Origin of the sequence: Pantoea dispersa (genome assembly GCF_014155765.1) — a bacterium.
GTDB classification, from domain to species: domain Bacteria; phylum Pseudomonadota; class Gammaproteobacteria; order Enterobacterales; family Enterobacteriaceae; genus Pantoea; species Pantoea dispersa.
Genome location: NZ_SCKT01000004.1, coordinates 250,880 through 269,215, shown reverse-complemented (window position 1 = coordinate 269,215; position 18,336 = coordinate 250,880). Strand labels below are relative to the sequence as shown.

Genomic DNA, 18,336 nt, shown 5'->3' with positions numbered 1-18,336 from the left:
GCAAAATCAGGCTAAGGTTAGCGCACGTAATCCGCAGGGTGGAGCCGCAAAATCATGGTGTCGCGTCGTTATAATCCCGAACATCGTCGTCAGGAATTGCTTAAACGTATTCAGCTGGATATCCCGGAAACTGTGGCGCGCGCGCTTCAGGAGGATTTAGGCGGTGACGTTGACGCGGACCGCGACATCACCGCTCAGCTGTTGCCGCAGGCGGCGCAGGCTGAAGCGCGCGTTATCACCCGCGAAGCCGGTGTTTTCTGTGGTAAACGCTGGGTGGAAGAAGTGTTTATCCAGCTGGGCAATAACGTTTCCATTACCTGGCACATCGAAGACGGCCAACCGCTGGTGGCCGATCAGCTACTGTTTGAATTACAGGGACCGGCACGATTGCTGCTGACGGCAGAACGCACCGCGTTAAACTTTGTGCAGACGCTCTCCGGCGTAGCGACAGCCGTGAACCGCTATGTGGCGCTCTTATCTGGCAGCAATACCCAGCTGCTGGATACGCGTAAAACCCTGCCCGGGCTGCGCACCGCGCTCAAGTATGCGGTGCTGTGCGGCGGCGGGCAGAATCATCGCCTGGGCCTGTCCGACGCTTTCCTGATCAAAGAAAACCACATCATTGCCAGCGGTTCTGTCAGTAAAGCGGTGGAGAAAGCCCTGTGGCTGCACCCGGATGTGCCGGTCGAGGTGGAAGTGGAAAATCTCAGCGAACTGCAACTGGCGCTGGTGGCCGGTGCCGACATCATCATGCTGGATAACTTCACGCTGGCGATGATGCAGCAGGCGGTTACGCTGACGGCGAAGCGCGCGCTGCTGGAAGTGTCCGGCAACGTGACGGAGACGACGCTGCCGCAGATCGCCGCCACCGGAGTGGATTATGTCTCGGTGGGCGCGCTGACTAAGCACGTGCAGGCGCTGGATCTGTCGATGCGTTTTCGCGAAGTCTGACGTAAGGCCATGCCGCCGGCGCTGGCGGCAAATTGCGAGCCGGCTTCCATCATCATGTGGCTTCGCCTGTAACGCGCTACATTGTCTGCGCGCCCCTTTCCGGGATTGAAACGCGCCCCCTTCCGCTTTTCCCCGCCCTTTCTTACCGTTGCGGCTCCACAACAAGGAGCCTCATTATGGATAAACAACGCGGTTTTACCCTGATCGAGCTGATGATTGTCATCGGTATCGTCGCCATCCTCAGCGCCATTGGCCTGCCCGCTTACCAAAATTATCTGCAACGTGCCGCGCTGACCGACATGCTGCAAACCATGGTGCCCTATAAAACTGCCGTGGAGCTGTGCGCCATTGAGCGCGGCGGACCGGCGCAGTGTCAGGCCGGCGAGCGCGGTATTCCCGCCGCCAAAGGCTCGCGCTATGTGGCGAACCTGAGCGTGGTCAATGGTGCCATTACGCTGACCGGCCAGGAGAGCCTGACGGGGTTAACCGTTGCAATGTTGCCGATATGGAATGCGGCGGAAGGCGCACTCAGCTGGCAACGCAGCTGCACCAGCGACAACACCAGCCTGCGCGACAGCTGTCTCGAGCAGTTCCGCTTTGCCGACAAGGAAGAAAACAATGGATAAGCCGGATAGCACCCTGCAGGCGCTGTGTGCCCGCTATCAGGCCGTGATACTGCACCATGACGCCACGCACTTGCGCGTGGCGGTCGCGGACGCGCCAGACCCGCTGTTGTTAGAGGCGCTGCAGTTTGCCAGCCAGTGCGCAGTCGAGGTCGAATGCTGGCCCGCCGCACGGCTGGAGCAGCTGCTGCACCAGCCCGAAAGCAGTGCGGCACCGCGCGAACAGGCCAGCGCCGAGTCCGCCATCCACGCGGTGGATCAGATTCTGCGCCAGGCCATACAGCGACGCGCCTCCGATGTGCACTTTGAACCGCAGCGTCACGGGCTGCGCGTACGGCTGCGGATTGACGGCGTGCTGCATCCGCTGCCGCAGTTACCGGATGCCCCACCCGCCGCCGTGCTGGCACGGTTGAAAATCCTCGGCGGTCTGGATATCGCGGAGCGTCGGCTGCCGCAGGATGGCCAGTTCAGTCTGGAGATGGATGACAAACCGGCGGCGTTCCGCCTGTCGACCCTGCCGGTCAGCCAGGGGGAAAAAGCGGTGGTGCGCCTGCTGCAAAGCGAAAACAGCGCCATTGCGCTCGATAAGCTGGGCATGCCGGTACCACAGCTGCGTCTGCTGAAAAACGCGCTGGCCAAACCGCAGGGGCTGATTCTGGTCACCGGCCCAACCGGCAGCGGCAAAACCTTTACGCTGTACAGCAGCCTGAGCGCCCTCAACGTGCCGGAGAAAAACGTCTGCAGCGTGGAGGACCCGCTGGAAATTCCGCTACAGGGGATTAACCAGACGCAGGTACAGCCACGGAGCGGTCTCGACTTTAACCGCGTCCTGCGCGCGCTGCTGCGGCAGGATCCGGACGTCATTATGATCGGCGAAATCCGTGATGCCGAAACCGCCAGCATCGCCGTAAAAGCGGCGCAGACCGGACATCTGGTGCTCTCAACCTTGCACACCAACTCGACGGCCGAAACCCTGACCCGCTTACGGCAGATGGACATTCCCGGCTATCTGCTTGGCCCGGCGTTACAGCTGGTGGTGGCGCAGCGGCTGGTGCGCCGTTTGTGCGTGCACTGCCGTCAGCCGGGCCAGGCGATTGCCCATCTGCCCGGCGACATGTGGCCCGGCACGCTGCAAACCTGGCGTGCGCCCGGCTGCGATCACTGCTTCTCGGGTTATTACGGCCGCCTGGCGCTGTTTGAAATCCTGCCGATGAGCAGCAGGTTGCAGAACGCCATCTCGGCTGATATGCCGCTGGAGCACCTGCTGACGCTGGCTGCGGAACAGGGAATGAAAACGCTGCTGACCGCCGGGCTGGAAGCGGTGAGCCGCGGTGACACCTCATTCGAGGAGATGCAGCGCGTGGTGGGCCTTGGCAATGGCTAATCGCTACCAGTTTCACTGGCAGGCACTGGACAGTATGGGCCTGCTGCAGGAGGGAGAGTCGCTGCAGCCCACGCAGGATGCCCTGCTCGGTCAGCTGGGCGATCGCGGCATGCTGGTGGTGAGCTGGCAGCGCGGGAAATGCTGGCGCGCGCGCGACTGGAAGTGGCAGCAGAAAATTGACCTGATGCGCCAGCTGGCGACGTTGCTGAAAGCCGGGCTGCCGCTGGCGGAGAGTCTGACATTGCTGGCCAGCGGCCATCCTCATGCAGGCTGGCGCGTGCTGCTGAGCCTTCTGCAACAGCGGGTCATGGCCGGTGAGCCGTTTTCACAGGCGCTGCGCGCCTGGCCGGATATCTTCCCGCCGCTGTTTCCGGCACTGATGCAGGTAGGTGAGCTGACCGGGCAACTGGACGAGTGTTGCCGCCAGCTGGCACTACAGCAGAGCAGGCAACAGTTTCTGCGCCAAAAGGTGGTGAAAGCGTTGCGCTATCCGCTGTTTATCCTGCTGGTGGCGCTGGCGGTCAGCGCCGGGATGCTGCTGTTTGTACTGCCGGAATTTGTTGCGGTGTACGCCAGCTTTGACGCACCGCTGCCGGCCTTTACCGCCGGCGTGATGGCGCTGTCGGCACTGTTGCAGCAGGCGGCGCTGCCGCTGCTGTTGTGCGGTGTGGCGTCCGGGTGGCTGGCGCGTCTGACCTACCGACGATCCGTTGCGTGGCAAAAGCGCTGCCAGCAGTGGCTGCTGCGGCTTCCGCTGCTGGCCCCGTTGTGGCGCGGCGGTCAGCTCAGCCAGATATATGCGATTCTGCAACTGACGCAGCAGGCCGGACTGACGCTGCTGCAAAGCCTGCAGGCGGTGGAAGTGACGCTGGCCGCGCGACTGTGGCGCGATGCCATCGTGGCGTTACAGCAGCACATTGCCGCTGGCGCACCGCTGCATCAGGCGCTACAGGGACATCCGCTGTTTACACCGCTGTGCGCTCAGTTGATCCGCGTTGGTGAAGAGGCCGGTGCGCTGGATGTGATGCTGGCGCGACTGGCGGAGTGGCACGAAGCGCAAACGCTGACGCGCGCAGACAGCCTCGCCGCTTCGCTGGAGCCATTAATGATGGTGGTGATCGGCGGCATTGTCGGCACGCTGGTGATTGCCATGTATCTGCCGGTATTTGGTCTGGGAGACGCCATACGTTAAACGGGCGCACGCGGCGCCCGTTGCGGCACATCAGCGGTTAAAGACGCGGTTTTCCTGTTCTGCCACACGAATAAAGGTGGTGCGTTTGGTCAGCTCTTTCAGGCGCTCTGCGCCGACGTAAGTACAGGCCGAACGCAGTCCGCCGAGGATATCTTTCACCGTCTCCGCGACCGGTCCACGCAGCGGCAGACGAACGGTTTTACCTTCTGCGGCGCGGTAGCCCGCCACACCGCCCACATGACGTTTCATCGCGGATTCGGAGCTCATGCCGTAGAACAGCATAAACTGCTCGCCCTGCTCTTCAACAAGAGTGCCTTCGCACTCATCGTGTGCCGCCAGCATGCCGCCGAGCATCACGAAGTCAGCGCCGCCGCCGAACGCCTTGGCGATATCGCCCGGCACGGCGCAACCGCCGTCACTGACAATCTGCCCGCCGAGGCCGTGCGCCGCATCAGCACACTCAATCACCGCAGAGAGTTGCGGGTAGCCAACGCCGGTTTTGACGCGTGTGGTGCAGACCGAACCCGGACCGATTCCCACCTTCACAATGTCGGCACCGGACAGAATCAGCTCCTCGACCATTTCACCGGTCACCACATTCCCGGCGCAAATGGTTTTCCCCGGGAAGCTTTCCCTCGCGCGCTGCAGGAAGGCAACAAAGTGCTCGGAGTAGCCGTTTGCCACATCAATACAGATAAAATTGAGTTGGGGCGACAGCGCGAGGATCGCGCTTAACTTTGTGAAATCTGCTTCTGAGGTGCCGGTGGAGACCATCACGTGGCTGAGCACCGTGGCCGGTACGTGCTGGATAAAGGTCTGCCACGCTTCAACACTGTAGTGCTTGTGAACGGCGGTCAGCACGTTAAAGCCAGCCAGCGCTTCGGCCATGGTAAAGGTGCCGACGGTATCCATGTTGGCGGCAATCACCGGAACGCCGGACCAGGCGAGGCCTGAATGTTTGAAGGTGAACGTACGTTCCAGCTCAACCTCGGAACGGCTTTTCAGCGTGGAGCGTTTCGGGCGGATCAATACATCTTTAAAGCCCAGTTTTACATCTTCTTCGATACGCATAGCAGAGTGTCCTGGTTAGTGACGACGAACCGCAGTTCGGGTAGCGCTCACGGCTCCAGTGTCGTTATCATACGCGCCATTCGTTCCGCGACAAGACTGCGAATTTCACTTTATTTAAGCTACAATCCGTTAAATTTAGCTGAGAAAACCGATTGTGATCGGGCTCTCATCACGCTGCGGCAGATGAGAAAAATGTTGAGAGAACGCTATGCCTTTTACCGTTGCACTGACCGGCGGCATTGGTAGTGGTAAAAGCACCATTGCTAATGCTTTTGCCGCGCTGAACGTCGACATCATTGATGCCGATGTGATTGCCCGCGAGGTGGTTGAACCGGGCACACCTGCGCTCAATGCGATTGTGAAACGCCACGGAGAATCGATTCTGACCGCAGAAGGCACGCTTTATCGCGCGCGGCTGCGGGAAATTATTTTCCAGCAGCCGCAAGAGAAAAACTGGCTCAATCAACTGCTGCACCCGCTGATTAACGCCCGTACCCAGCAGCTGAAGGCGCAGGCGGCTTCGCCTTACGTCATGTGGGTAGTGCCGCTGCTGGTAGAAAATGGTCTGCAGCATCAGGCTGATCGGGTATTAGTCGTGGATGTCGATGAGGCCACGCAGTTGCAGCGCACCCGCCAGCGTGATGGTATCTCTCTCAGCCAGGCGCAACGGATTCTTGCCGCGCAGGCCAGCCGTCAGCAGCGTTTAGCCTGCGCGGATGACATCATAGATAACAGCGGCACGCCGGAACAGGCTTTGCCGCGCGTTGCTGAACTTCACCAGCGCTATTTACGCCTGGCAGCAACCGGACGGGATTAATATCATGAGCACAGTGGTTCTGTTTGAACACCCATTGAATGAGAAAATGCGCACCTGGCTGCGCGTGGAGTTTTTGATTAACCAGCTGCACGAAACGCTGCCGGTTAACAGCTCGGTTGCCGCACTCGGTGTATTTCGTATTATTGGCGACCTGCTGGATATCTTCGAACGCGGCGATATGCGCACCGAGCTGTTAAAAGAGCTGGAGCGTCAGCAGCAAAAACTGCGTGCCTGGCTGGATGTGCCGGGTGTCGATGAACACACCGTCAGCCAGCTGCGCGAACAGCTGAAGCAGCAATCCAGCGAGCTGATGGCTGCGCCGCGCATGGGCCAGCAGCTGCGCGAAGACCGGCTGATTGCCTCCGTACGTCAGCGCCTGAGCATTCCCGGCGGCTGCTGCAGTTTTGATCTGCCGGGTTTACACATCTGGCTGCACCAGCCACAGGCGCTGCGCGATACCCTGGTGAATAGCTGGCTGGCCTCGCTCGATCCGCTGCGCAACAGCCTGACGATGATCCTCAACCTGATTCGTCAGTCGGGCGTGTTTCGCCATCAGACCAGCCTCAACGGCTTTTATCAGGATAACGCCGAAGGGTCCGACCTGCTGCGCCTGCAGCTGACGCTGGAAGATGCGCTCTATCCGCAGATCTCTGGTCATAAAAGCCGTTATGCCATCCGCTTTTTACCGCTCGATAGCGAACGCGGCGAAGTGCCGGCGCGACTGAATTTTGAATTAGCCTGTTGTTAGAGGATGTTATGCAGGAAGAGATGATTACCGTACCTTGCCCCAACTGCGGTAAAGCCGTGATGTGGGATGAACTCAGCCCGTGGCGCCCGTTTTGCAGCAAACGCTGTCAGTTGATCGACCTGGGCGAGTGGGCCGCTGAGGAGAAACGCATTCCAAGCAGCGGAGACATGACGGAGAGTGACGACTGGAGTGAAGAGCAGTCGTGATCGGCAGGGGCACGCGGCCCCTGAGTTTAAATCTCGCCCGCCACTAAGCGGGCAATCAGGGCGTGGTTGGCAGGTGGAAATTCATCGGCCAACAAATCACGCTGCTCGACCCAACGCTGCGGCTGACCTTCGCGTCCCCACGGCTCACCCTGCCAGCCCTCCACCAGGAAGAAATGCAGCGTAACACGCAGGTCATCGTAACTGTGGTCGGCCTGACCAATCGCTTTCGCCGCCGTCACCTCAATACCGGTTTCTTCCATCAGCTCACGTTTTAACGCCTGTTCTGCGCTTTCGTGCTGTTCAATTTTTCCGCCCGGGAACTCCCATTTGTTGGCCATGTGGGAGCTTGCTGCGCGCTGGGCAAGAAAGATCTGACGACTGGCATTGCGAATGATGCCCACCGCCACCTGCAGGTGTTTCATAAGCTGGATTCCGCTTGTAGTGAGTGAGCGCTGATTTTAAAGCAGACGCCGGACGATGTTAACTGCTGTCGGCTTCACCGCGATCCTGTCGCACAGATTCCAGTTATTAAGACAGGTCGTAATGATCGCACGGCGCCATGTTGGGAATACTCGCAGCCACTTTACTCTAGCCAGGCCGACTACACATGGAACGCAAACTAACAACGTTTCTGGCGCAAGACGCACAGAAACAGATGAATACCTTACGCCATTTGGTTTTTCACGACATCCTGACGCTCGACAGCGCGCAAAACACCTTAACCTGGTGGCCAGAACAGAAGACCATCCCGCTTAATGAAGCGCAGAAGCGCTTCTTCTCCTGCCTGCTGCTGCGCATCACGTCGAAACGGCAGATTATTGCCACGGTATGGAATGAGAGCTATCCGGGGATCAGCGACAACAACTATCACCAATTGCTGTTTCAGAGCCGGGCGTTGCTGAAACGCTATGGTTTGCCGGATGGGCTGCTGGTTACGCTGCCCTATCATGGCGTGCGGCTGAATGAGGAGAAGCTGATGGCGATTACCCGCTAATCAGCCAAAGAAAAAGGAGCCCGCGGGCTCCTTTTTGTTATCAGGCCAGACGACCGTGACACTGTTTGTATTTTTTACCTGAGCCGCATGGGCACGGATCGTTACGTCCCACTTTCCGCTCACCGCCCTGTGCCGCCAGTGCAGCGGCCGCTGCGGTGTCGTCATCGACGTGACTGAGCTGCTGCTGCTGTGCCAGACGCTCTGCTTCTTCACGACGCTGCTGCTCCATCGCTTCCACTTCTTCCGGCATCCGCACCTGCACTTTGCTCAGGGTGCTGATCACTTCGTACTTCAGCGACTCCAGCATCGCGGCAAACATGGCGAAAGATTCACGTTTGTACTCCTGCTTCGGATCCTTCTGCGCATAGCCACGCAGATGGATACCCTGGCGCAGATAGTCCATCGCCGCCAGATGCTCTTTCCACAGCGAGTCGAGCGTTTGCAGCATCACGCCTTTTTCGAAGTTGCGCATCATTTCTGCGCCGACCACTTCTTCTTTCGCCGCATAGTTTTCGCTGGCGCGGCTCATGATGCGCTCACGCAGCGTCTCTTCATGCAGATCCGGCTCTTTATCCAGCCACTCGGCAATCGGCAGATCCAGATCGAAATCATTGCGCAGACGCTCTTCCAGCCCCGGGACGTCCCACATCTCTTCCAGAGACTGCGGCGGAATGTAAGTGTCGATAGTGGCTTTGAACACATCCTCGCGGATGCTATTGATGGTGTCCGACACGTCAGAGACATCCAGCAGTTCGTTACGCTGGCTGTAAATGGCGCGGCGCTGATCGTTAGCCACGTCATCGTATTCCAGCAGCTGTTTACGGATATCGAAGTTGCGGCTTTCCACTTTGCGCTGCGCATTAGCAATCGCTTTGGTTACCCACGGATGTTCAATCGCTTCACCCGGCTTCATACCCAACTTACGCATCATGTTGGACACACGATCGGAGGCAAAGATACGCATCAGCGCATCTTCCATCGACAGATAGAAGCGCGAAGAACCGGCGTCACCCTGACGGCCCGCACGGCCGCGCAGCTGGTTATCGATACGGCGTGATTCGTGGCGTTCGGTACCGATAATGTGCAAACCGCCTGCCGCCAGCACCGCATCATGGCGCAGTTTCCACGCCGCCTTGATGGCTTCAATCTGCTCTTCCGTCGGGTTTTCCAGCGCGGCCACTTCCGCCTGCCAGCTACCGCCGAGCATGATGTCCGTACCACGACCGGCCATGTTGGTCGCGATGGTTACCGCGGCTGGCTGACCTGCCTGCGCCACGATATCCGCTTCGCTGGCGTGGAACTTGGCGTTCAGTACGCTGTGCTTAATACCCGCGCGCGTCAGCTCCTGGGATACCACTTCCGATTTTTCAATCGAGATGGTGCCCACCAGTACCGGCTGCCCGTTAGCCGTACAGGTGCGAATATCTTCGATAATGGCGTCAATCTTCTCTTTCTCGGTCATGTAGACCAGATCGGCCATATCTTTACGCACCATCGGACGGTTGGTCGGCACCACGATGGTATCGAGCTTGTAGATGGAGCTGAATTCAAACGCTTCAGTATCAGCGGTACCGGTCATACCGGCCAGTTTCTCGTAGATACGGAAGTAGTTCTGGAAGGTGATGGAAGCCAGCGTCTGGTTTTCATTCTGGATCTCCACACCTTCTTTGGCTTCGACCGCCTGGTGCAGGCCATCAGACCAGCGACGTCCCTGCATGGTACGGCCGGTGTGTTCATCAACAATGATCACCTCGCCGTCCTTCACGATATAGTCAACGTCGCGGGTGAACAGTGCATGGGCGCGCAGCGCTGCCGTCACGTGGTGCATCAGCATGATGTTGGTCGGCGAGTAGAGTGATTCGCCCTCATCCATGATGCCCTGACTGACCAGCAGCTCTTCCACTTTCACCAGACCGCGCTCGGTCATGTGCGCCTGACGGGCTTTTTCATCTACCCAGAAGTCACCTTCGCCCTGGAAGTTATCCGAGTCTTCTTTTTCCTGGCGCACCAGGTGCGGGATGATTTTGTTGACCTTGATGTAGAGATCGGAGCTGTCTTCGGCCGGACCCGAGATAATCAGCGGGGTACGCGCTTCATCGATCAGGATCGAGTCCACCTCATCCACCAGCGCATAGTGCAGTTTACGCTGTACGCGCTCTTCCGGACTGAAGGCCATGTTATCGCGCAGATAATCGAAGCCGTATTCGTTGTTGGTGCCGTAGGTGATATCGGCTGCATACGCAGCGCGCTTAGCCACCGCCGGCATGCCCGGCAGGTTGATACCGACTGTCAGACCAAGGAACTCAAACAGCGGACGGTTGTTTTCGGCGTCACGCTGCGCCAGATAGTCGTTGACGGTCACAACGTGCACGCCCTTGCCGCTCAGCGCGTTCAGGTAAGCCGGCAGCGTCGCAGTCAGGGTTTTACCCTCACCGGTGCGCATCTCCGCGATGCAGCGTTCGTTGAGCACCATGCCGCCGATCAGCTGCACGTCAAAGTGGCGCATGCCAAACACGCGCTTACTGGCTTCACGCACGGTGGCGAAGGCTTCGGGAATCAGGCTCTCCAGCGTTTCACCTTTTTTCAGGCGCTCGCGGAATTGATCGGTTTTCGCTTTCAGTTCGTCGTCAGACAGTTTGACGAACTCCGGCTCCATCTTGTTGATGACATCGACCACTTTACGCATGCGGCGCAGAGTACGATCATTGCTGCTACCAAAAACTTTCGTTAACAATTTGATTAACATAATAAATTTATCTCAATTCAGCCGTAACAATACGGGCTGCAAAGGCAAAAAACAGAAACAGGAAAATAACGTTAGCTTTGAGCAATGAAAGGTCCGGCGCGGATGCCATGAATAGCAGCCTGCCAGTCAGCAGAAGAGTGAACGTTGGGCGAAACATGATGCGCTCGCGACGGCGGTGCCATCGTGGCTAAAGGTTGCGCGGGTGAAGTCAGCAGCGCCTGCAGCGAGTCAATCAGCGCCAGCTTTTGCGCCGCCAGCGGCAATGCATGTTCCGCTTCCGCTGTTGCGGGCGGCGTCATGCTGAATGAGAGATGGCGAATGACGGTGCGGATGGCGTGCTGATGCCAGTAATCAACGTTGAAACTGGGGCGACGCGCGCTTTCCTGCAGGCGAATCAGGTGATCAAACCGCACCACCTTGCCGGTAAACAGGCTGCTGACCGGCGAATCGCTGCTGGTGGGTTCTGCGCTTTGTGCACAGGCAGGCAGGCCGAGACTGGCCGCCACCATTCCCAACAGGAGATGAGGCCAGAAATAGCGTCTGCCGAGTTGTCGCCAGCGTGAGAAAATCCCGATCACCTTTCGTCCATCATGCCAGTCATTAAGCGCTAAGCCAGAGTTGCGTTACGCACCCTGCTTACATGAGCGCCAGATAATAGCACTTATGTGGGGCTTCGACATCAGGGATTAAAGGGCTTACGGCGGATTTCACGTTTTTTTGCGCAGGGTTTGGTCGCTGGCAACAGGGTTTTGCGAGCGGGATTACAGCTTAGCGGCGGGCAATAAAAAACGGCGGGTTCCACTGACCGGAGAGGGTGTCAGGGAAGCCCGCCGTTTGATGGCTGACTAATTAAGCCAGCACTAAATTTGGCGCTTTGAAGGCCAGTGGCAGTTCAGCTTCGTCTTCGAAGGTCGCCCATTCCCAGGCTTCCTGCTTCGCCAGTACCGCCTGCAACAGTTTATTGTTCAGCGCATGGCCGGACTTGAACGCAGAGAATGCGCCAATCACGTTATGACCACACATGAACAAGTCGCCGATGGCGTCCAGCATTTTGTGACGCACGAACTCATCTTCAAAGCGCAGGCCATCTTCATTCAATACGCGGAAGTCATCGAGGCCAATCGCACAATCTAAACTACCGCCCAGGCACAGGCCTTTAGACTGCAGATATTCGATTTCACGCATAAAGCCGAAGGTGCGCGCACGGCTAATCTGACGCACAAAGGATTCAGCCGAGAAATTGAGCTGGTAACGCTGCGAGCTTGAGTCGATCGCCGGATGTTTGAAGTCGATGGTGAAGTCGAGTGAAAAACCATTGTACGGTTTGATCTCGGCCCACTTATCGCCATCTTCTACCCGTACCGCTTGCTTCACGCGCACGAATTTCTTCGCGCTGTTCAGCTCTTCGACACCGGCATCCATCAGCAAATAAACAAAAGGCGCGGCACTGCCATCCATGATCGGAATTTCTGGCGCATCGACTTCAACAATAATGTTGTCGATACCCAGACCTGCCAATGCAGCATTCAGGTGTTCAACCGTCGAAATACGCACGCCTTCATCATTCACCAGGCAGGTACTCAGCATGGTGTCGCGCACGTATTTTGCATCAGCCGGGAAATCAACCGGTGGATTCAAGTCAGTGCGACGATAGATGACCCCGGTATTAGCCGACGCAGGGCGTAAAGTCAGCGTGACTTTTTTGCCGGTATGCAAACCGACGCCAGTCGCCTGAACAATACGTTTTAATGTCCTTTGTTTGATCATCGCATTATCTCGCAATATTACCCATCCGACCGCCAGTATAAATTACCGGCGGGCGAATACTTTAGCACAAAGAGCGGAGAATCCCAATTCTCAGGATATTCTTAGTCTGCCTGTTTACGCAGGAAGGCTGGAATATCAAGATAGTCAGGCTCTTTGCTGGATGACGCTGGCTGGTCATTCACCACTTTCGCGGCCGGTTTCTGCTCCTGCGGCAGCGGCGCCATGCCGTGCTGCTGGTAGCGATGATCCATGACCGGCTGAGTCGCAGGTTTGTTAGTCACCAGGGTGATTTCCGGACGCTTGTCCATGCCGATACCGGTCGCCACCACGGTGACGCGCAGCTCGTCGTTCATCTCTGGATCCAGCGAGGTACCGATAACCACGGTCGCGTTGTCCGAGGCGAAGGCGCGGATGGTGTTACCCACGGTTTCGAACTCATCCAGGCGCAGGTCGAAGCCCGCCGTGATGTTGACCAGCACGCCACGCGCACCCGACAGATCGATATCTTCCAGCAGCGGGCTAGAGATCGCCATTTCGGCCGCTTCTTCGGCACGGTCTTCACCACAGGCAACGCCAGAACCCATCATCGCGTAACCCATTTCTGACATCACGGTACGCACGTCGGCGAAGTCGACGTTCATCAGACCCGGACGGGTAATCAGTTCTGCGATACCCTGCACCGCACCTTTCAGCACGTCGTTAGCCGCACCGAAGGCATCCAGCAGAGAGATACCACGGCCCAGCACTTTCAGCAGCTTGTCGTTAGGAATGGTGATCAGTGAATCAACATGCTTGGACAACTCAGCGATACCCTGCTCAGCAAACGCCATGCGTTTTTTCCCTTCGAAGTTGAAGGGCTTCGTCACCACCGCAACCGTCAGGATACCTAAATCTTTGGCTACTTCAGCCACCACAGGAGCTGCACCGGTACCGGTACCGCCACCCATGCCCGCGGCGATAAACACCATGTCTGCCCCTTCCAGCGCAGAACGCAGTGCTTCGCGATCCTCTTCCGCCGAGGTACGACCGACTTCCGGGTTAGCACCCGCACCGAGACCTTTGGTGATATTGGTCCCGATCTGAATCGTCTGGCCGACCGCCGTTTTACGCAACGCCTGCGCGTCGGTATTCACAGCGAAGAATTCCACACCTTCGATACGCTCGCGTACCATGTGCTCTACGGCGTTGCCACCGCCACCGCCGACGCCGATGACTTTAATCACCGCGTCATTGGTTAATTCCATAGGTTCAAACATGATTTCTCTCCGTTATGTGCCTGTCGCCTGGAGATCATAAACATTGCCTGATGATCTCCTTTTTCAAAAAATTAAAACTCTTTCTTCAGCCAGCTGTTGATGCGTTTAAACCAATTGCCCACTGAAGCACGTTTTTCCGTTTCTGCATCACCGTTCATGTGTGACTCTTTGCCGTAATGCAGCAGGCCAACCGCCGTCGAGTAGTACGGCTCCTGCGCATAATCCGTCAGGCCGGTGATGTTAAGCGGCTGACCGATGCGCACCTGAGTGTGGAACACCCGCTGTGCACAGGCCGCCAGACCTTCAATCTGCGCCGCACCGCCGGTCAGCACAATACCGGCTGCCAGATGGTGCTTCACGCCCTGCTGGCGCAGTTGCTCCTGCAGTTGCAGAATCTCGTCGTTCACCAGATTCAGCAGTTCGGTGTAACGCGGCTCAATCACTTCTGCCAGCGTCTGGCGCTGCAGGCTGCGCGGTGGACGTCCACCCACGCTCGGCACCTCGACGTTTTCGTCTTTGCCGACAATCGAACCCAGCGCACAACCATGACGCACTTTAATCGCTTCGGCGTCAGTTGGCGGTGTGCCAAAGGCATAGGCGATATCACTGGTCACCACGTTCCCGGCATAGGGAATCACTTTGGTATGACGCAGCGCGCCGCCGGTGTACACCGCGATATCCATTGTACCGCCACCGATGTCAACAACACAGACTCCCAGCTCACGTTCATCTTCGGTCAGCACCGAAAAACTGGATGCCAGTCCGGCAAAAATCAGTTGGTCAACTTTCAGGCCACAACGTTCAACGGCTTTCACGATATTTTTTGCCATATCGTTGTGGCAGGTGATGAGATGCACCTTGGCCTGCATACGCACGCCGGAAAGGCCAACCGGATTTTTGATGCCTTCCTGATAATCGATGGCGTATTCCTGTGGAATCACATGCAGAATACGATGTTCGTCGCGCACGCGAACGGATTTCGCCGTATGCACCACGTTTTCCACATCATCCTGAGTGACTTCCTCTTCGGAAATCGGAACCATCCCGATTTCGTTCTGACAACTAATATGTTTGCCCGATAAAGCAAGGTATACCGACGAAATCTGGCAGTCTGCCATCAATTCCGCCTGGTCGATGGCGCGCTGAACGCACTTCACCACCGACTCCAGATCGTTCACGCCGCCTTTGTCCATACCGCGGGACGGGCAGCTGCCGACGCCAATAATGTTGACCATACCATCGGGCAGAATTTCCCCAACCAGGGCGGCGACCTTCGCAGTGCCGATTTCAAGTCCTACTACCAGTTTTCTGTCCGTTGCCTTGATCATTGTGGTTTAGCCTGTGCCTGGTTTTGTTGCTGATTACTGTCCTGTGGCTCAATCGGTGCCGGTGCCCAGCCTACTGCGGCGCCGGAGTCATAGCGTAGATCAACATAGCTGATGCGCTGGTTCTGACTCTGGCCCTGCTGCTGCAACTCCGGATAGAGCTCAATAAAACGGTTCAGACGCTTCATGGTGTCGCTGCGCCCCAGTTCGATGCGCACATCGTCGCTGGTCACCAGCTGCCACGAGCGCCGCGCCGTCATCGACGCGACCTTCAGGGTAAACTTACTGGCCCGCAGCACATCACTCATGGTGTGATAGCCGGCCAATACCTCTTTCTCACTGCCCTCCGGCCCATATAGCATCGGCAACGTCTCTTTGCCGATGTGGCTGGCCGGGACGCTGAAGGAAACGCCATCGGCGTCCACCATGTGCGAGTCATTCCAGCGTGCCACCGGGACAAACTCCACCAGGTTTATCTTCAGCTCATCAGGCCACTGCTTGCGCACGCTAACCTGTTTAATCCACGGTAAACGCTCGATCTGCTGCTGGATAATGTCCACGTTCTGCGACATGAACGTTCCCGGCGCGCCGAGCGATAAAATCGCCTGACGAATATCATCGTGCGTGGTGTAGTGGGTTTCGCCCGTCACCACCAGCTTCGACAGCGGCAGACGCGACGCATCATTCATCCACTTCAGCACCACGAGGCCGCCAGCCACCATGATGCCCATCACCAGCAGCAGGAACACGATGCCAAACAGCCGTGCTCCGTTGCTCCGTCCGGAGCGCGCACGCTCCTGAGGTTCGCGATTTCTAACGCGCAGTGCCGCCTGAGACATATCAGTCAGCCAGCTCCAGAATGCGCGCCACCAGTTGCGGGAAGCTGTATCCCGCCTGCTTCGCCGCCATCGGCACCAGGCTGTGGCTGGTCATGCCAGGCGAGGTGTTAACTTCCAGCAGCTGGAAATTGCCGTCACCGTCGACCATCACATCAACCCGTCCCCAGCCGCTGCAGCCTAACGCGCGCCACGCCGCCAGCACTAATGTCTGCAGTTCCGCCTCTTTCTCCGCACTCAGGCCGCTCGGGCAGAAGTATTGAGTATCGTCAGAAATGTATTTTGCTTCATAGTCATAGAACTCGCTGGCGGTCTGAATTCTGATTGACGGCAGAATTTCGTCGCCGACGATGCCCACGGTGTATTCGGCACCGCTGAGAAAAGCTTCCACCAGCACGTCATCATCATGGCGAAACGCCTCCTGCAGCGCGGCTGGCAGCGCTTCCGCCTGGTTCACGCGGCTGATGCCAACGCTGGAACCTTCACAGCTTGGCTTCACAAACAGCGGCAGTCCGAGCGCGTCAATCGACGCCTGCGCTGCAGCATCCAGCCCCTGCTCATACTGCTGGCGCGTCAGCCAGACAAATTTGCCCGCCGGCAATCCCCTGCCCTGCCACAGCAGTTTGCTGCGCAGTTTATCCATGGTGATGGCCGACGCCATGACGCCGCTGCCGGTGTAGGGCAGTTGCAGAAACTCCAGCAGCGCCTGCAGCGTGCCATCTTCGCCACCGCGACCGTGCAGCGCGATAAACGCTTTGGCAAAGCCCTGCTGCCGGAGGTCCAGCACTGAGACGTCACGGGTGTCGACACCGTGCGCATCAATGCCCATCTCACGCAGTCCCGCCAGCACCGCGCTGCCGGACATCAGTGACACCTCGCGCTCGGCGGAGGTACCGCCCATCAATACCGCGACTTTCTCAGCCATGGCGCGCCTCCGTGTTCAGAGCCGGCTGTAGCTGAATCCCAGCCAGCTTGCGGGCAATTTTGCCGATGTTGCCGGCGCCCTGCACAATCACCAGATCGTCGCCGGACAGCAGCGGTGCCAGCGCATCCGGCAGCGCTTCGTGCTCGGAGACCAGAATCGGATCGACCTTGCCGCGATTGCGGATGGCACGGCACAGTGAACGGCTGTCCGCGCCCGGAATAGCGGCTTCGCCCGCCGGGTAGACATCCAGCATCAGTAACACATCCACCTGTGACAGCACATTGGCGAAATCATCGAACAGGTCGCGGGTGCGCGTGTAGCGATGCGGCTGAAACACCATCACCAGCTTTTTCTCTGGCCAGCCGGCGCGCGCCGCTTTGATGGTGACATCCACTTCGGTCGGATGATGGCCATAATCGTCGACCAGCATCGCGCTGCCTGGCTTACCGTTAACGGCTGCGGTGTCAAACTCGCCCAGCACGTCGAAACGTCGACCGGTGCCCTGGAAACTCTCCAGCGCCGCCAGAATAGCGTTGTCGTCAATGCCCTCTTCGCTGGCAACCGCCACGGCTGCCGCGGCGTTCAGCGCGTTATGGCGACCCGGCGCATTCAGCGTCACGTGCAGCACCGGCTTGTCCTGACGAATCAGGGTGAAGTGGCCCTGCGCGCCGCGCTGTTCGTAGTTTTCGACCCGCACATCCGCATCGTCGCTGAAACCATAGGTGGTGACCTGACGGCCCACGCGCGGAATCAGATCGCGAATCACCACATCGTCCACGCACATCACCGCGCGCCCGTAAAACGGCAGGTTGTGCAGGAAGTTAATAAACGTCTGCTTCAGGTTCTCAAAATCGCCCTGATAGGTATCCATGTGATCCGCTTCGATGTTAGTGACAATCGCCACCATCGGTTGCAGATGCAGGAAAGACGCGTCGCTTTCGTCCGCTTCCGCAATCAGATAACGGCTGCTGCCGAGGCGCGCGTGCGTACCCGCCGCTTTAACCAGACCGCCATTGACGAACGTCGGATCGAGACCGCCTTCCGCATAAATACTGGTCACCATCGCAGTGGTGGTGGTTTTACCGTGCGTGCCGGCAATCGCGATGCCGTGACGGAAACGCATCAGCTCAGCCAGCATCTCCGCCCGGCGGATCACCGGGATACGCTGCTCACGCGCCGCCACCAGCTCCGGGTTGTCCTGCGCCACGGCGGTGGAAACCACGACGACGCTGGCGTCGGTAACATTTTCCGGGCGATGGTTGAAGTAAATGGTCGCGCCCAGCGAGGCCAGATGCTGCGTAACCGGATTGGGCGCCAGATCGGAGCCGCTAATGTGATAGCCTTCGTTCGCCAACACCTCGGCAATACCGCCCATGCCGGCACCGCCGATGCCGACAAAGTGGATGTGCCGGACGCGACGCATCTCGGGCACAATAGAACGCAGTTTTGCCAATTGTTGTGTATTCATCTGTCTCTGTTACCTGTTTTCCCGTTT

The 18,336-nt window shown here is 58.1% G+C and carries 18 protein-coding genes; 8 read left to right on the top strand and 10 right to left on the bottom strand.

Annotated elements, in window-relative coordinates:
• Positions 1-54 precede the first annotated feature (54 nt).
• From nadC to hofC, 4 genes are all read left to right on the top strand, one after another.
• Entirely contained in the window at positions 55-951 is an 897-nt protein-coding gene (gene nadC, locus H7K56_RS14490; RefSeq protein ID WP_150360698.1) for a carboxylating nicotinate-nucleotide diphosphorylase, read from the top strand.
• A gap of 176 nt (positions 952-1,127) precedes the next feature.
• On the top strand, positions 1,128-1,577 hold the full coding sequence (ppdD, locus tag H7K56_RS14485; RefSeq protein WP_058759497.1) for a prepilin peptidase-dependent pilin: 450 nt from the start codon (positions 1,128-1,130) through the stop codon (positions 1,575-1,577).
• Positions 1,570-2,958, top strand: a complete 1,389-nt coding sequence (gene gspE, locus H7K56_RS14480) for a type II secretion system protein GspE (RefSeq protein WP_058770613.1) — start codon at positions 1,570-1,572, stop codon at positions 2,956-2,958. Before ppdD ends, gspE begins: the two co-directional genes overlap by 8 nt.
• Positions 2,951-4,150 (top strand): protein transport protein HofC, encoded by a 1,200-nt coding sequence (gene hofC / locus H7K56_RS14475; protein WP_021507547.1) that lies wholly within the window; start codon positions 2,951-2,953, stop codon positions 4,148-4,150. Before gspE ends, hofC begins: the two co-directional genes overlap by 8 nt.
• A 30-nt stretch (positions 4,151-4,180) precedes the next feature.
• Here hofC and H7K56_RS14470 read toward each other — a convergent pair whose 3' ends face one another.
• A complete protein-coding gene (locus tag H7K56_RS14470) occupies positions 4,181-5,221 on the bottom strand; it encodes a GMP reductase (protein ID WP_150360697.1) in 1,041 nt (346 codons plus the stop codon).
• A gap of 208 nt (positions 5,222-5,429) precedes the next feature.
• Here H7K56_RS14470 and coaE point away from each other — a divergent pair, with 208 nt between their 5' ends.
• The 3 genes from coaE to yacG are packed head-to-tail and all read left to right on the top strand — an operon-like array spanning position 5,430 to position 6,992.
• Positions 5,430-6,038: a dephospho-CoA kinase gene (gene coaE, locus H7K56_RS14465; protein WP_088516649.1), complete on the top strand. Its 609-nt coding sequence runs from the start codon at positions 5,430-5,432 to the stop codon at positions 6,036-6,038.
• A gap of 4 nt (positions 6,039-6,042) precedes the next feature.
• Complete coding sequence (gene zapD / locus H7K56_RS14460) at positions 6,043-6,786, top strand: cell division protein ZapD (protein ID WP_150360696.1); 744 nt, start codon at positions 6,043-6,045, stop codon at positions 6,784-6,786.
• A gap of 8 nt (positions 6,787-6,794) precedes the next feature.
• Complete coding sequence (yacG, locus tag H7K56_RS14455) at positions 6,795-6,992, top strand: DNA gyrase inhibitor YacG (RefSeq protein ID WP_021507551.1); 198 nt, start codon at positions 6,795-6,797, stop codon at positions 6,990-6,992.
• A gap of 26 nt (positions 6,993-7,018) precedes the next feature.
• Here yacG and mutT read toward each other — a convergent pair whose 3' ends face one another.
• Positions 7,019-7,414 carry an 8-oxo-dGTP diphosphatase MutT gene (gene mutT, locus H7K56_RS14450; protein ID WP_058774821.1) on the bottom strand — a complete coding sequence of 132 codons (396 nt, stop codon included), beginning with the start codon at positions 7,412-7,414 and terminating at the stop codon, positions 7,019-7,021.
• Between the two features lie 233 nt (positions 7,415-7,647).
• On the opposite strand from mutT, the gene H7K56_RS14445 reads away from it, so the two are divergent.
• Complete coding sequence (locus H7K56_RS14445) at positions 7,648-7,986, top strand: winged helix-turn-helix domain-containing protein (protein ID WP_227746431.1); 339 nt, start codon at positions 7,648-7,650, stop codon at positions 7,984-7,986.
• A gap of 40 nt (positions 7,987-8,026) precedes the next feature.
• Here H7K56_RS14445 and secA read toward each other — a convergent pair whose 3' ends face one another.
• The 8 genes from secA to murC all read right to left on the bottom strand — a co-directional run bounded on the left by secA (position 8,027) and on the right by murC (position 18,309).
• Entirely contained in the window at positions 8,027-10,732 is a 2,706-nt protein-coding gene (gene secA / locus H7K56_RS14440; RefSeq protein WP_059010287.1) for a preprotein translocase subunit SecA, read from the bottom strand.
• Between the two features lie 71 nt (positions 10,733-10,803).
• Positions 10,804-11,310, bottom strand: a complete 507-nt coding sequence (gene secM / locus H7K56_RS14435) for a secA translation cis-regulator SecM (RefSeq protein ID WP_058774823.1) — start codon at positions 11,308-11,310, stop codon at positions 10,804-10,806.
• A gap of 271 nt (positions 11,311-11,581) precedes the next feature.
• Positions 11,582-12,499: a UDP-3-O-acyl-N-acetylglucosamine deacetylase gene (gene lpxC, locus H7K56_RS14430; protein ID WP_127833677.1), complete on the bottom strand. Its 918-nt coding sequence runs from the start codon at positions 12,497-12,499 to the stop codon at positions 11,582-11,584.
• A gap of 101 nt (positions 12,500-12,600) precedes the next feature.
• Positions 12,601-13,755 carry a cell division protein FtsZ gene (gene ftsZ / locus H7K56_RS14425; protein WP_021507556.1) on the bottom strand — a complete coding sequence of 385 codons (1,155 nt, stop codon included), beginning with the start codon at positions 13,753-13,755 and terminating at the stop codon, positions 12,601-12,603.
• A gap of 71 nt (positions 13,756-13,826) precedes the next feature.
• On the bottom strand, positions 13,827-15,083 hold the full coding sequence (gene ftsA, locus H7K56_RS14420; protein ID WP_013507861.1) for a cell division protein FtsA: 1,257 nt from the start codon (positions 15,081-15,083) through the stop codon (positions 13,827-13,829).
• A complete protein-coding gene (ftsQ, locus tag H7K56_RS14415; RefSeq protein ID WP_058780440.1) occupies positions 15,080-15,919 on the bottom strand; it encodes a cell division protein FtsQ in 840 nt (279 codons plus the stop codon). The genes ftsA and ftsQ overlap by 4 nt, the downstream gene beginning before the upstream one ends.
• A gap of 1 nt (position 15,920) precedes the next feature.
• Positions 15,921-16,841 (bottom strand): D-alanine--D-alanine ligase, encoded by a 921-nt coding sequence (locus H7K56_RS14410; protein WP_058770620.1) that lies wholly within the window; start codon positions 16,839-16,841, stop codon positions 15,921-15,923.
• Positions 16,834-18,309: a UDP-N-acetylmuramate--L-alanine ligase gene (murC, locus tag H7K56_RS14405; RefSeq protein WP_150360695.1), complete on the bottom strand. Its 1,476-nt coding sequence runs from the start codon at positions 18,307-18,309 to the stop codon at positions 16,834-16,836. The genes H7K56_RS14410 and murC overlap by 8 nt, the downstream gene beginning before the upstream one ends.
• Positions 18,310-18,336: the final 27 nt, after the last annotated feature.